Here is a 13,153-nt window from a genome sequence, read left to right as displayed (position 1 = left end):
CAAGCCCTTATCTTACCGTTTGTAAGCCCTGTTTGTGATTGGGAGTGCAAAGGTAAGCAACTTTTCTGACTTTCCAAATTCTATGTGAAAAAGTTTTGAAGAGCTTTCTCAGTCGTTTTGGTTGTCTGACCGCCTCCGGTTGAAGCGGGGTGCAAAGATACGGTGAGTTTTTTCGGCTTTGCAAGTGGTTTGAAAAATTTCTTTTTCTGCGTCTTGCGAAGGACTCCGACGAAGATGTTTCGCTAAGTGACAGAGTAGCTCTTTAGGCTTTGCTCTCTTCTAGGAAGTTTGTGTCCTTATCAGGTTTCAAGTGGGCCGCTTGCCGTTTTGGGACTGCAAAGGTAGCAGGGCTTCGGGGGCGGACAAGCGCACATTTACGAAATAAGGCTAGTGCAGGTTGTAAGTAGCTGAGAGTGGCGGAGAAAAATCTTCAATTCCGTTGCTTTCTTAAAGATAGAAAAGTTCTACCTCTGAGTTCCCAGCTATTTCGTGAGCTATTACCGTTGAGCAAGCCAGAATCAGATAATCGGCGAATTCTGCGTGATGTAGGCACCAAGTGCATTCACTGTCAAACATATTGCTTGGAAATTGCCCATTACGCTGGTGCACTTGTGCTAAATCGGCAGTAGTGCCTCTCGCTAACCAGTCAGTGGGGAAACCAGCTGCCCATTGATATTCGCCGTTTTCTATGGTACCGGAGAAATAGGTGGGTGTTGTTGAGCCGAGCACGTGGATAATGAGTGCGATGAAATGCTTATTCAACTTGTTGCTCTCCCGGAGGTTGGGTGGCCATTCGCCACAGGCTTTGGCGATTTTATCTGGCGTAAAGTCCTTATTGTAAGGGACGTTCCAGATTTCTGCTAACTCGCTATACTTTACAGATGTCAGCTTATCATCACTTGCTGATGGGCCACCTATATCGTACTTCCTCCAGAACGCAGCTCGTGCATTCATTTCTGCAACGGTGCCGCGTCTGGGGGAGTATTCTGCGAGTGAGATGCTATGATCTATCCCAATTGGCAGCAGTAGTTTGAGGTATGAGTCGAAGCCAGCGGGAAGGCAATGGCCTCGCCCAAGCGTGCAGGCGTTATTTTTCAACCAATCGAGTTGGTTAATGATAACCACTTCTTGCATACTTGGGCTATTTCGACTATCGCAAAATCGTACTTACTCTATCTGGTCCGACGCTAACGATGCGGATGGGCACTTGCAGCTCTTTTTCGAGGAAGTTTAGGTAGTCACTCAGTTCTTGGGGGAACTGGGCGGCTTCGGTGACCTGCGTGAGGTCGGTGTGCCATCCGGGGATGGCCTGGTATTCGGGGGTGACGGTTTGGAGCTCGCCGGGGTCGGGCAGGCGGGTGGTGCTTTCGCCGGTAGCAGTGCGGTAATGCGTGCAGGCCTGAATTTCGGCGAAGCCGTCGAGTACGTCGGCTTTCATGAGGTGCAGTTCGGTGACGCCATTGAGCATGATGGCGTAGCGGAGGGCGGGTAGGTCTATCCAGCCGCAACGGCGGGGGCGACCAGTGACGGCCCCAAACTCGCGGCCAGCCTTGCGGAGCTCCTCCCCTACCTCATCTTCGAGCTCGGTGGGGAAAGGGCCGCTGCCTACGCGGGTGCAGTAAGCCTTGGTGATGCCGTATACTTTGTCGATGTGGCGGGGCGAGATGCCTAGGCCGGTGCAGGCACCCGCCGAGATAGTGCTGGAGGAAGTGACGTAGGGATAGGTACCAAAGTCGATGTCGAGCAGCGAGCCTTGGGCACCTTCAGCGAGGATACGCTTGCCTTGGGAGAGCAGGTCGTTAAGAAGATACTCGGTATCAGTAAGTTGCAACGTACGCAGGAATTCGATGGCAGAGAAAAACTCTTCTTCAAACTCTTCGATTTCCAGCTTCTTATTATAAGGAGCGGCGATACTGACGTGCTGCGCCACTGCTTCCTTGTACCGCTCCTGAAAATCGGGCAGCAGGATGTTGCCTACCCGCAGGCCCACGCGGCCGATTTTATCAGAGTAGGTGGGGCCGATGCCTTTGAGGGTGCTGCCAATTTTTGTATTGCCACGGGCCTCTTCGTTGATGCGGTCGAGGGCGCGGTGCGAGGGCAAAATGAGCTGCGCTTTTTTGGAGATGTAGAGGTTTTTGCTCCAATCGACACCACGGTCGGTGAGCTTTTGTAGCTCTTCGCGGAATACTACAGGGTCGAGGACCACGCCATTGCCCACCACGTTGAGGATGTGGGGGTGAAAAATACCGCTCGGCACTTGGCGCAGCACATGCTTCATGCCATCGAAGGTGAGGGTATGGCCGGCGTTGGGGCCGCCCTGGAAGCGGGCTACGGCATCGTAGGTGGGGGCGAGGACATCGACAATTTTACCTTTTCCTTCGTCGCCCCACTGGAGGCCTACTAATACGTCTACTGGCATGATTTTAATTAGCAATACGTAATGGGCAATTACCACTATTTACCTGGTAGTTACTCATTACACGGGTGTTAGGGTATTTCAAAAGGTGGTAGTTGGAGCTACCGATGTTTTGGAGCAAAAAAATAGCCGCCTAGGAGGCGGCTACGGTTAATTGTTGGCGGGCGTCGTCGGCGTCGGCAGCTACGGTGAAAATATTGGTTAGCTTGGTGAGAGCCAGCATTTTCTTGGGGTGAGCGGCCGGGTTGATGAGTACCATTTCGCCGCCGCGGCTACGGAACTTAGTGAGGAGCGATACGAGCACCCCGATACCTGTACTATTGATGTATCGGACAGCAGACAGGTCAATGGCGCAGTTGATAACCGAATCGCCAAGATACTCATTGACAGCTAGTAGCAACTGCTGCGTGTCGGGGCTGCCAACCAAATCTCCCGTAAGGGTAATATAGAGAATACCGTCGGTGAGCGTGCTGGTGGTAGTCATCTAGGCTATTTTACGGGCTCTGCGCTGGAAGTAGCGGCCGATTTGGCGCGGCAATCGCCGCAGATGCCGTACAAATTTAGGGAGTGATGGAGGATATGGAAGTTGAGCAGGTCGCCGACCATTGTTTGGATGCCGTGAATGCGCGGGTCGCAGAACTCGACCACCTTATGGCATTCGGTGCAAATAACGTGGTCGTGCTGCCGATATCCGTAACTTTTCTCATACTGTGCGAGATTGCGACCAAACTGATGCTTGCTCACGAGGCCCTGCTCGACCAGCAAATCGAGCGTATTATAGACGGTGGCACGGCTTACTTGCAGGTTTCGCTCCTTCATGCCGGCGTACAGTTCCTCCACATCGAAGTGACCCGAGCGCACGTAAATTTCTTCGAGAATGGCGTAGCGCTCGGCGGTTTTGCGGAGGCCTTTGTTTTCGAGGTGAGCGGTGAAGATTTTCTTGACCTCTTCGAGGCGGTCGGTGTTGAGGGTGGCCTGGCTGGATGCGCTGGGCGTGTGACGGGCAGCGTAACCGGTTTCGGACGAGCCGCCGGCTCCCTGGGCGGCTTCGATGGCCGGGGTTGGGTGGGAGGTATTCACTATACTAAAGAGGATATAAGCGCGAGATAATCTACTCTAAGTAAGTAGGAAGGGTCAGCTTAGGTTTTAGCGCTCGAAATAGAGGTGGTAGTGATTGGCACAGCCTGGGTTGAAGGCGGCCTGACAATGCGGGCAGGTATTGGCGCACGCCAAGTAGCTGCTTATACTGAGTGTACTGTGGCAATTACCGCAGTAAATAGCCTGCTCCTCGCATTCCACCTTATACCACACAACAGGCTGATGGTCAGCCTGTTCTTCATGGCACTGAATGCAAGCGTAGAAGGTGTTACAGCACTTAAACTTGATGGCGATGATATCGCGCTTCGAATGGTAGTGCGCGCACTGGGTGCGGGCGTTTACCTGCGTACCGTGGATGAACGGGGCTGGCTGCGGCATTAGGATTCAAAACGTTCAACTTGCAGTACACCATTTACTTTACTGAGGCGCTGGATGAGCTTGTTGAGATGGTCGGTGTCATTGACGAACACCATAATCTGGCCTTCGAAGAAGCCGTCGTTGGAATCGACGGTAATGGAGCGCATATTTACCTTGAGGCTAGTGGAGATGATACGCGTCACGTCGTTGACGATGCCCACGCGGTCGGAGCCCTTGAGGCGGATGCCAGCCAGAAAGGCGAGTTCCAACTGGTCGGTCCACTTGGCACGCACGATGCGGTTGCCGTAGTTCGACATGAGGTCGACGGCGCGAGGGCAGGTGGTGCGGTGGATGATAAGGCCGGTTTCGGTTTCGAAGCCAAACACATCATCGCCAGGAATGGGGTTGCAGCAGCGCGCCAGGCTGTGGTTGAACTTGTCTGTGCGCTCGCCCACTACCAGCATATCGGCGCGCACGCCCCGGATTTTCTGCACCTCGTGGTCGAAGGTTTTGCGCTGTAGCACTGAGTCGGCGCGGGCATCGGTAGTTGCCTTGAACAGGGAATCTCGAATTTCGCGGCCATCGAGCTGGCCCATGGCTAAGCGGTAATAAAAGTCCTGGGCAGTAGCCACGTTGAAGTAAACCAGCAGCCGCTGGAAGTTGTCAGGCGTGTTTTCGACACCGATTAGCTCCAAGCGCTTTTCCAGGATAAACTTGCCATCGTCAGCTTTGGCGCGCTTGTCTTCGCGTAGGAAGTCCTTGATGCGGGTTTTGGCCTTGCTCGTTATTACGTAAGTGAGCCACTCGGGGGTGGGGCGCTGCTTGTGCGAAGTCAGAATTTCGACCTGATCGCCGTTGCGTAGCTGGTAGCTGAAGGGCTCCAGCTTTTGGTTGACCTTGGCGCCGAGGCAGTGCAGGCCGATGTGGGTGTGAATGTCAAAGGCGAAGTCGAGCGCCGTGGCCTTGTCGGGTAAGATAATAAGCTTGCCTTTGGGCGTGAACGTGTACACCTCCTTCACAAACAGGTTCTGGCGGAACTCGTCCATGAATTCGAGCGCGCTGGAATTGTTGGTTTCCAGCATTTCGCGCACGCGGTTGACCCAGGCTTCGAGCGTTGACTCGGGCTGGAGGCTACCGGTATCCTTGTATTTCCAGTGGGCGGCGTAACCTTTTTCGGCGATGTCGTCCATGCGCCGCGAACGAATTTGCACCTCCACCCACTGGCCGGGCTGCGACATCACGGTGGTGTGCAGGCTCTCGTAGCCGTTGGCCTTGGGCGTACTCACCCAATCGCGCAGGCGGTCGGGGTTGGGCTGGTAAAAGTCAGTGACAATGGAATACACCTGCCAGCAAGCGGCCTTTTCCTGCTCGGGCGGCACGTCTAGGATGACGCGAATGGCAAACAGGTCGTACACCTCCTCGAAGGTGACGTTTTGCTTGCGCATCTTTTTGAGAATCGAATAGATGCTTTTGGGGCGGCCCTTTATCTCGTAGTTGAAGCCCTGCGCTTTGAGTTCATCATCAATGGGTTGTACAAACTCCTTGATGAACCGGTTGCGGGCGCTCTGGCTCTGCTTGACCTTGCCTTTCAGCTCATTATACACCTCAGTGTCGGTGTACTTAAGGTGCAGGTCCTCCAGCTCGGTTTTGATGGCGTAGAGGCCCAGGCGGTGGGCCAGCGGCGCATATAGATAGATGGTTTCGCTGGCGATTTTGAGCTGCTTGTGGCGCGGCATCGAATCGAGCGTGCGCATATTATGCAGGCGGTCAGCGAGTTTAATGAGAATCACGCGCACATCCTCACTCAGCGTAAGCAGCATTTTGCGGAAGTTCTCAGCCTGCTCGCTGGAACCGTACTCAAAGACCCCCGAAATTTTGGTAAGCCCGTCGATGATGCGCGCCGTTTTGTGGCCAAAATCGCGCTCGATATCCGAAATCTCGGTGGGCGTATCCTCTACTACGTCGTGCAACAGGGCCGCTACGATGCTTGTGGTGCCCAGGCCGATTTCCTCCACTGCAATCTGGGCCACGGCCAGCGGGTGCAGAATGTAGGGCTCGCCCGACTTGCGGCGCATGTCTTTATGCGCCTCCAGGCTTTGATTGAACGCCCTCTTAATCAGCTTAGTATCGCCGTCGTGCAAGTACGGCTTGGCCGTGCGCAACAGGCGGCGGTATTGGCGCAGGATTTCCTGGCGTTCGGCTTCGAGGTCAATTACGGGAGGCATGATAGCACAAATAACACGCGTGGCGTTTAAATAGTGGCCGGGGGGTGGGGTAAGCCTTTGTTGGTACAACCCATGCCAAACAAGCTAAAGCTTACCCTACATTTGTGCGGGCGGCAAATAGTCAGTACCTTTGCGGCCCCGCAGCGAACGGCGACGGGCAAGCTTCAACCTGCGGATGTGGCGAAATTGGTAGACGCGCTAGATTTAGGCTCTAGTTCCTTAGGTGTGTGGGTTCGAGTCCCTCCATCCGCACTTTTCTGTTGAACAGGCCCCTGGCTAGGTAGTTGGGGGCCTTTTTTTTAACCTTTCCGACTGGCAAGCACCAGCTTGCTCCCACCGTTTTGAATATTACGCTTGACCGCAATGAGGAGCAGCTAACCGGACTGCTGAACGTGCACCTCGAAGAAGCCGACTACAGCGATGCCGTAGAGAAGCAAATCAAGGAGACCAGCAAAAAGGCGCAGTTCAAGGGCTTTCGCCCCGGCAAAGTGCCTTCGGGCCTGGTGCGCAAAATGTACGGCAAAGGCATTCTGGCCGATGAAATTAATCGCCTGCTCGGCAGTTCGGTTGATAGCTACCTGAAAGACAACAACGTAAAGATTCTGGGTGAGCCGCTGCCGGTGGCCAGCGACGTGGATTTTGACACGGCTAAGGCATTCGACTTTCAGTTTGAGCTGGGCCTGCTGCCCGACTTCGAGCTGCCCGCCGAAAACCAGGTAGAGTTAAAGCGCCCCACCATTACCCTCGACGAGGCTACGCTGACCGAAACCAACGAGCAGATTGCCCGTCAGTTTGGTGAGACGACCAACCCCGAGGTTTCGGAGGCCGACGACTACCTGTTTGGCAAGCTGAAGAAGGCCGGTGCCGAAGGCGAAGGCCAGACGGTATTGCTGCCCATTAACAAGGTGAAGAACGGCCAGGAGCGCTTTATAGGCGTGAAGGCCGACGACACGCTGACGTTTGACCTGAGCGATGCCTTTGGTGGCGACGCGGGTGCCATCCGCAGCTTTTCGGGCCTGAGCAAGGAAGAAGCGGCTGGTGCCACCGGCGACTACGAGCTGGCCATTGAGAAAATCAACCGCACGGCTGCTCCGGAGGAAAACCAGGAGCTGTTTGACAAAGTATTTGGCCCTGAGGCAGTTGACTCGAAAGAGGCATACGATGCGAAGGTGCGTGAGACAATTCAGAGCAACTACGACCGGGAGTCCGATAACTTGGTGAACCGCCGCTTGGTAGACGCCATGATTGACGCCACCACGATTCAGCTGCCGGTTGAGTTCTTCAAGAAGTGGCTGGTGCGTGCCAACGAAGGCAAGCTGGACGCCGCTATGGTAGAGCAGCACTACACCGACTACGAGCGCGAGTTGAAGTGGAGCCTCATCCGCAACAAAGTGGTGGAAGATATGGGACTCAAAGTAGAGACCGATGAAATCCGTAACCGCGTGCTGGACAAGATTCTGGGCCAGTTTGGCGGCGGCATGCAGCTAACCGACGAGATGCGCCAGGGCATGGTGGGTTTTGCCGACAACTACATGAAGCAGGACAACGGCAAAAACTACGTGCAGGAGTACGAGGCCATTCTGGCAGAGAAAGTAGTAGAGGCCCTGCGTGGCAAAGTTGTTGTTACAGAGGAGCCCGTAACGGCTGAAGAATTCCGCAACCAGAACGAAGGCTAAGCCTCCGGTTTGATTGAGAGAAAAGCCTTTACGCACTGCGTAGAGGCTTTTTTATTGGGGTAGCATGGACTTTTTGAGTCCGCGCTTTGTACTGTTGACTCACGCTGCTGCGTGCAAACTTGCAGCGCGGGCGCTACAACATTTAGCCGTTTATTCGTCTTTTGTTTTTGAACACGGCAAGCTGAAGCTTACCACACATTTTTTTCCATGCTGAATAAACAAGAGTTTCGCAAATTTGCCGTTAAAGGCCAAGGCCTCAATGGATTAGGAGTTGACCAGTACTTGCAGCACATGGAAGGGCAGGTGCGTTCCGGCATGATGTTGCCCACGGGTATGACCCGCTCGGTGATTGAGGAGCGCCCCACGCGCTTCGCTGAAATCGACGTGTTTTCGCGCCTGATTATGGACCGTATCGTGTTTTTGGGCACGGCCGTGGACGACTACGTGGCCAACATCCTGACGGCGCAAATGCTGTTTTTGGAGTCGGTTGACGCCAAAAAGGATATCCTGCTGTACATCAACTCGCCCGGTGGCTCGGTGTACGCCGGCCTGGGTATCTACGATACTATGCAGTACGTGAACCCCGACGTAGCTACCATTTGCACCGGCCTGGCCGCGTCGATGGGTGCCGTGTTGCTAGCCGGTGGCGCCAAGGACAAGCGCTCGGCATTGCCGCACGCCCGTGTGATGATTCACCAGCCGAGTGGTGGTGCACAAGGGCAGTCGTCGGATATTGAGATTACGGCCCGCGAGATTCTGAAGCTCAAGAAGGAGTTGTATGACATTCTGGCAAGCCACACTGGCAAAACGTACCAGGAAATCCACGACAACTCGGACCGCGACTACTGGATGCGGGCTGATGAGGCCAAGGAATATGGCCTGATTGACGAGGTGCTAGAGAAAAAATCAGCTGCCTAGACCGCAGATTCAAACGGATTTCGCAGATGACGCCGCTACGCGGCTGGATAAGCTGGGTGATTGGTTTAGTTTGATTGTGTTTTGGCTTTTGATTTTTGGTTAGATTAGAGAGGCCGTCCGGTTGGGCGGCCTTTTTTTAAATAATTATGTTGTGGCCGGTAACCTGGGTGACGGGGAACGGCTTTACTGGTGAATAGCCAGCGTGGCTTCCAGCAATGCTGGGCTACCGACTTATCTTTGTGGCCGTTTTCTTCTTGAAAATGGCTTCCTTTTTTGATTGCTCCCGATGCCGGAAATAGCCTGCTCCTTTTGTAATAAGCCCAAGCGCGACGTCGCGGTGATGATATCGGGCATTAATGCCCACATCTGCGAGAAGTGCGTGGCCCAGGCCCAGCACATTCTTAGCGAAGAAACCAAGTTGCAGGCCGAGGCCCGCACGCCGAAGTTTAACCTCATTAAGCCCCGCGAGATTAAAACCCATCTCGACCAGTACGTGGTGGGCCAGGACGAAGCCAAGCGCGTGATGTCGGTGGCGGTGTACAACCACTACAAGCGCCTGATGCAGACGCCGCAGCACGACGAGGTGGTAATTGAGAAATCGAACATCATTATGGTGGGCGAGACTGGTACGGGCAAGACGTTTCTGGCCCGCATGCTGGCCAAGATTCTGCAAGTGCCCTTTTGCATTGCCGATGCTACGGTGCTAACGGAGGCCGGCTACGTGGGCGAGGATGTGGAAAGCATCCTGACGCGCCTGCTGCAAGCGGCCGACTACAACCTGGAGGCCGCCGAGCGCGGCATTGTGTACATCGACGAGATTGATAAAATCGCCCGTAAGAGCGATAACCCCAGCATCACACGCGACGTGAGCGGCGAGGGCGTGCAGCAAGCGCTGCTGAAGCTGCTGGAAGGCACCCACATCAACGTGCCGCCGCAGGGCGGCCGCAAGCACCCCGACCAGAAGATGATTTCGGTAAATACCGAGAACATTCTGTTCATGTGCGGCGGGGCATTTTCGGGGATTGACCGCATTATCAAGGGTCGCCTGAATACCAAGCCGATGGGTTTCTCGAAGACCAACCTCGATGAGAACGTGGACACGCAGAATTTCCTGCGCTACATATCGGCCCAAGATATCAAGAGCTTCGGCCTCATCCCCGAGCTTATTGGCCGCCTGCCAGTGCTCACGCACCTCAACCCGCTCGATAAGGCTACGCTGCGCCTCATTTTGACTGAGCCCAAGAATTCGCTGGTGCGCCAGTACCAGCGGCTGTTCAACATGGAGAATATCCAGCTCGACTTTACGGAGGAGGCGCTTGAATACATTGTGGAGCGGGCCGATGAGTACCGCCTCGGCGCGCGCGGCCTGCGCTCCATCTGCGAGAGTATTATGACCGATGCCATGTTTGAGATGCCTTCGGAGGCTGGCGTAGTGGAGTTTACCATTACGGAGAGCTACGCGCGAAGCAAGTTTGAGAAGTCGCCGCTCCGGCTGATGCGGGCGGCGTAGGCTACTAGCCCGTGAGGCCTTTTGTCATTGCGAGCGCAAGGCAGTGGAGCGCGGCAATCTTTCCTGGTCGTTGGGTTACTAACCCTGACGTGAAGGAAGGATTGCCGCGCTCCACTGCCTTGCGCTCGCAATGACAAACGATTCTATGCCCTACCCTAACTTGCGGGCCATGACGATAACTGAGCGCGGGCAGCGGCTGCTGGGCGTGCGCCCCGAGGAAGGGCGCACAGTGTGGCTGTTTTTCCTGCATAATTTTCTTTTGGGGGTCGGCACCATTCTGGTGTACGTGGCGGCCAACGTGCTGCTGCTGGAGAACAACCCCGAGCGTAACCTGCCGCTGGCCTACGGCGTGGCCGCGCTGGCTATGATAGCCACCGGCAAGCTGTACGGACACTTTGAGCACCACTGGCTGCTACAAAAGCTGGCGGTGCGGGTGCTGCTGGCGGCGGTGGCGCTGGCGGGCGTGCTGGGGGTGCTGGTGGCCACGGGCCACTCGGTGGCGGCGGCCATTGCCATTATGGCGGGCTACCGGGTTATCTACCTGCTCACCAACCTAGAGTTCTGGGGCGTGTCGGCGGTGGTGTTTGATGTGCGGCAGAGTAAGCGGCTGTTTGGCATTATCAGCGCGGGCGACATGCCGGCCAAGGCGCTGGGGGCCGTGCTGGCCATTTTTATTCACCACAATGCGGAGTTGCCGTGGCTGCTGGGCACGGCCTTTGGCGCGTACCTGGCGGCGCTGCTGGCGCTGCGAGCCACGCTCAGCTCGCACGAGCTGACGGCCGCGCCCGACCGCCGCCGGGTGCGCCCGCAGGAGCTGGCGCCGGGGCTGCGGCGCTGGTTTGGCGATAGCCGGCTGGTGCTCACTCTGTGCCTGAGTATGCTGGGCCTAGCCGCCGTGACGACAGGCATCGAGTACCTGTTTTTTGTGAACGTGAAGCACCGCTTCCACGACGAAGCCGCCGTGATGCGCTACGTAGGTACCGTATTGGTAATCACGTATTTGCTAGCAATGGCTTTCAAGGTGCTGCTTTCGCAGCACACCCTGGACCGCCTGGGCGTGCGTAGTGTGTTGCTAGCCCTGCCGGTGGCGGCGCTGGGTGGGCTGGCCCTTTATGCCGGCCTCGACCATACCGATACTACGGCCCTGCTGCCGTATTTCTGCGGACTGTATTTGGGGCTGGAAGTGCTGCGCCGGGCGGTATTTGACCCCGTTTTTCTGCTGCTATTTCAGCCGCTGTCGGTTGCCGAGCGCCTGCAGGCCCACACGCTGGCCAAGGGCTTGTATGAGCCGCTGGGTATGGCGTTGGGTGCCGGGCTGCTATTTGCGCTGCACGCGCTACCGGGTGGCCAAACCTGGGGGCCGTTTGGCTGGATGGGCCTGCTGATGCTGGTGGTGCTGTACCTACTCACGCGCGTATACAAGCAGTATGTAGCTGAGCTGCAACACGCACTGAGCCGGCGCTTTACCAACGAGGCGGACGACGTGCGCACTGCCCCCGCCGCCGATAGCCTCGCCCCTACCGCCAGCCCCGGCGAAATAAAGCAGTTGATTCATTCGCTGAACGCCAAGGCGGGCCGGGCCGCGGCCACGCAACGCCTGCTGCGCCTGGGCGAAGCAGCCCTGCCAACCCTGGCCGAAGTGCTGAGCGCTGACGCCAACCAAACACTGGTGCGGCGGGTGGCCCAGGTATGCGGCCGGCTGCGCACAGCTGCCAGCCGGCAGCTGCTGGTAGCGCTGGCCCGGCAGCCGCACCTGTTTCGGCGTGAGGCGGCGCTACGGGCGTTGCGCCATTTTGGCGTGGTGCCGCACGAGGCACCGCTGTTTCAGGCCCTGGTGCACGATGAATTGCAACTGGCTCAGCAGCTGCTATATGGTCAGGCTACAGCCGACAGCGAGCTAGCCAATTGCCTCGATTATGAGCTGCTGCGCACCCAGCAGCGGGTATTTGCGCTGCTGGGCCAGATATACCCGCCGCAGCTCATTGCCGACGCCCAGCGCGGGGTGGCCCACGCTGCCCGCGAGCGCCAGGCCAACGCGCTTGAAATACTCGACAATAGCATTGCCCGGCCCACTTACCAGGGCCTGCAAACCCTGCTCAGCGTGGCCCCGGCCGCCGAAAAGGCGCGTTTATTCACCCAGCTGCTAGGCCCGCTGCTGGCCCCCGCGCCCATTGTGGAAACCATTGTGGAGCGCGGCGAAACGGCTTTTTCGGACTGGACGGTGCGCGCGGCGCTCGACCAATGGCAGCCCACCACCGCCACGGTGGCGGCGCTGTCGCCGCACCTGCGCAGCCCCAGCCCGCTGGTGCGCGAAAGTGCCTTCGGGGTACTGGGCCAGCTTGCCATTCAGCAGCCCGGGCTGCATCAGCAGCTCCACGCTACTCACCAAACCCTTGCCAGCCTGCTTATGAGCCACGCCGCCACTACCTCGCACATCACGGCCGCCGAGCGCGTGCAAGTGCTTCAGCAAACTGCCCTTTTTGCCGAAACGCCGGAGAATGTGCTTAGCAGCATAGTGCCTATTATGCAGGAGGTTAGCTTTACCGCCGGCCAGCAGATTTTTGCCAAGGGCGACCTTGGGGCGTCGCTCTTCATTATGTACGAAGGCGCCGTGGGGATTTTCAACGGTCCGCAGCTGCTGGCCACCTTTGGCAAGGGCGATTTCTTTGGCGAGCTAGCGTTGCTCGATGCCGAGCCACGCTCGGCCGCGGCGGTGGCGCAGGGCGCGGTTACGGCCTTCCGGCTCGACCAAGAAGACTTTTACGATGTGATGGAAGAACGGCCCGAGGTGCTGCGCAACATTCTGCGGGTGCTGTGCCAGCGCCTGCGCCGGCAGAATGAGGCTTAGCATACGCAATGGACTAAACCAGAACGTTATGCAAACCGGGGGGAAGCATTTTGCCCGCATCGTTGAATGATGCGAGCGCGATGCTTCCCCCCGGTCTGCATGACG

At 56.8% G+C, this 13,153-nt stretch carries 10 protein-coding genes and 1 tRNA gene; 5 read left to right on the top strand and 6 right to left on the bottom strand.

Features of this window, described 5'->3' with window-relative positions; translation table 11 throughout:
- Positions 1-447: 447 nt before the first annotated feature.
- The 6 genes from QMK33_RS21595 to QMK33_RS21570 all read right to left on the bottom strand — a co-directional run bounded on the left by QMK33_RS21595 (position 448) and on the right by QMK33_RS21570 (position 6,096).
- Positions 448-1,134 carry a hypothetical protein gene (locus QMK33_RS21595; protein WP_283566702.1) on the bottom strand — a complete coding sequence of 229 codons (687 nt, stop codon included), beginning with the start codon at positions 1,132-1,134 and terminating at the stop codon, positions 448-450.
- A gap of 16 nt (positions 1,135-1,150) precedes the next feature.
- Positions 1,151-2,419, bottom strand: coding sequence for an adenylosuccinate synthase (locus QMK33_RS21590; protein ID WP_283566701.1), 1,269 nt, complete (start codon positions 2,417-2,419; stop codon positions 1,151-1,153).
- A 130-nt stretch (positions 2,420-2,549) separates the two neighbouring features.
- Positions 2,550-2,900 (bottom strand): STAS domain-containing protein, encoded by a 351-nt coding sequence (locus tag QMK33_RS21585; protein ID WP_283566700.1) that lies wholly within the window; start codon positions 2,898-2,900, stop codon positions 2,550-2,552.
- 5 nt (positions 2,901-2,905) lie between these two features.
- Complete coding sequence (locus QMK33_RS21580) at positions 2,906-3,352, bottom strand: Fur family transcriptional regulator (protein WP_283566703.1); 447 nt, start codon at positions 3,350-3,352, stop codon at positions 2,906-2,908.
- Positions 3,353-3,562: 210 nt separating this feature from the next.
- Positions 3,563-3,892: a CHY zinc finger protein gene (locus QMK33_RS23700; protein ID WP_502867087.1), complete on the bottom strand. Its 330-nt coding sequence runs from the start codon at positions 3,890-3,892 to the stop codon at positions 3,563-3,565.
- Positions 3,892-6,096 (bottom strand): RelA/SpoT family protein, encoded by a 2,205-nt coding sequence (locus tag QMK33_RS21570; RefSeq protein ID WP_283566698.1) that lies wholly within the window; start codon positions 6,094-6,096, stop codon positions 3,892-3,894. The genes QMK33_RS23700 and QMK33_RS21570 overlap by 1 nt, the downstream gene beginning before the upstream one ends.
- Positions 6,097-6,267: 171 nt before the next feature.
- Here QMK33_RS21570 and QMK33_RS21565 point away from each other — a divergent pair.
- From QMK33_RS21565 to QMK33_RS21545, 5 genes are all read left to right on the top strand, one after another.
- Positions 6,268-6,348 (top strand) — tRNA-Leu (locus tag QMK33_RS21565).
- Between the two features lie 89 nt (positions 6,349-6,437).
- Positions 6,438-7,772, top strand: coding sequence for a trigger factor (gene tig / locus QMK33_RS21560; protein WP_283566697.1), 1,335 nt, complete (start codon positions 6,438-6,440; stop codon positions 7,770-7,772).
- A gap of 207 nt (positions 7,773-7,979) precedes the next feature.
- On the top strand, positions 7,980-8,690 hold the full coding sequence (locus QMK33_RS21555) for a ClpP family protease (RefSeq protein ID WP_283566696.1): 711 nt from the start codon (positions 7,980-7,982) through the stop codon (positions 8,688-8,690).
- A 286-nt stretch (positions 8,691-8,976) separates the two neighbouring features.
- Entirely contained in the window at positions 8,977-10,200 is a 1,224-nt protein-coding gene (gene clpX, locus QMK33_RS21550; protein ID WP_283566695.1) for an ATP-dependent Clp protease ATP-binding subunit ClpX, read from the top strand.
- Between the two features lie 130 nt (positions 10,201-10,330).
- Positions 10,331-13,048 (top strand): cyclic nucleotide-binding domain-containing protein, encoded by a 2,718-nt coding sequence (locus QMK33_RS21545; RefSeq protein WP_283566694.1) that lies wholly within the window; start codon positions 10,331-10,333, stop codon positions 13,046-13,048.
- Positions 13,049-13,153: the final 105 nt, after the last annotated feature.

The sequence above is a fragment of the Hymenobacter sp. H14-R3 genome (assembly GCF_030063445.1).
Classification (GTDB): Bacteria; Bacteroidota; Bacteroidia; order Cytophagales; family Hymenobacteraceae; genus Hymenobacter.
Note: the sequence above shows the minus strand (reverse complement) of the source record. Positions and strands in the feature narration are given on the sequence as shown.

Bases quoted from the DNA above. Each gene is read 5' to 3' on its own strand.
- clpX (WP_283566695.1), top strand. From the start codon at position 8,977: ATGCCGGAAATAGCCTGCTCCTTTTGTAATAAGCCCAAGCGCGACGTC.
- QMK33_RS21555 (WP_283566696.1), top strand. From the start codon at position 7,980: ATGCTGAATAAACAAGAGTTTCGCAAATTTGCCGTTAAAGGCCAAGGC.
- QMK33_RS23700 (WP_502867087.1), bottom strand. From the start codon at position 3,892: ATGCCGCAGCCAGCCCCGTTCATCCACGGTACGCAGGTAAACGCCCGC.
- QMK33_RS21545 (WP_283566694.1), top strand. From the start codon at position 10,331: ATGACAAACGATTCTATGCCCTACCCTAACTTGCGGGCCATGACGATA.
- QMK33_RS21585 (WP_283566700.1), bottom strand. From the start codon at position 2,900: ATGACTACCACCAGCACGCTCACCGACGGTATTCTCTATATTACCCTT.
- QMK33_RS21595 (WP_283566702.1), bottom strand. From the start codon at position 1,134: ATGCAAGAAGTGGTTATCATTAACCAACTCGATTGGTTGAAAAATAAC.
- QMK33_RS21570 (WP_283566698.1), bottom strand. From the start codon at position 6,096: ATGCCTCCCGTAATTGACCTCGAAGCCGAACGCCAGGAAATCCTGCGC.
- QMK33_RS21590 (WP_283566701.1), bottom strand. From the start codon at position 2,419: ATGCCAGTAGACGTATTAGTAGGCCTCCAGTGGGGCGACGAAGGAAAA.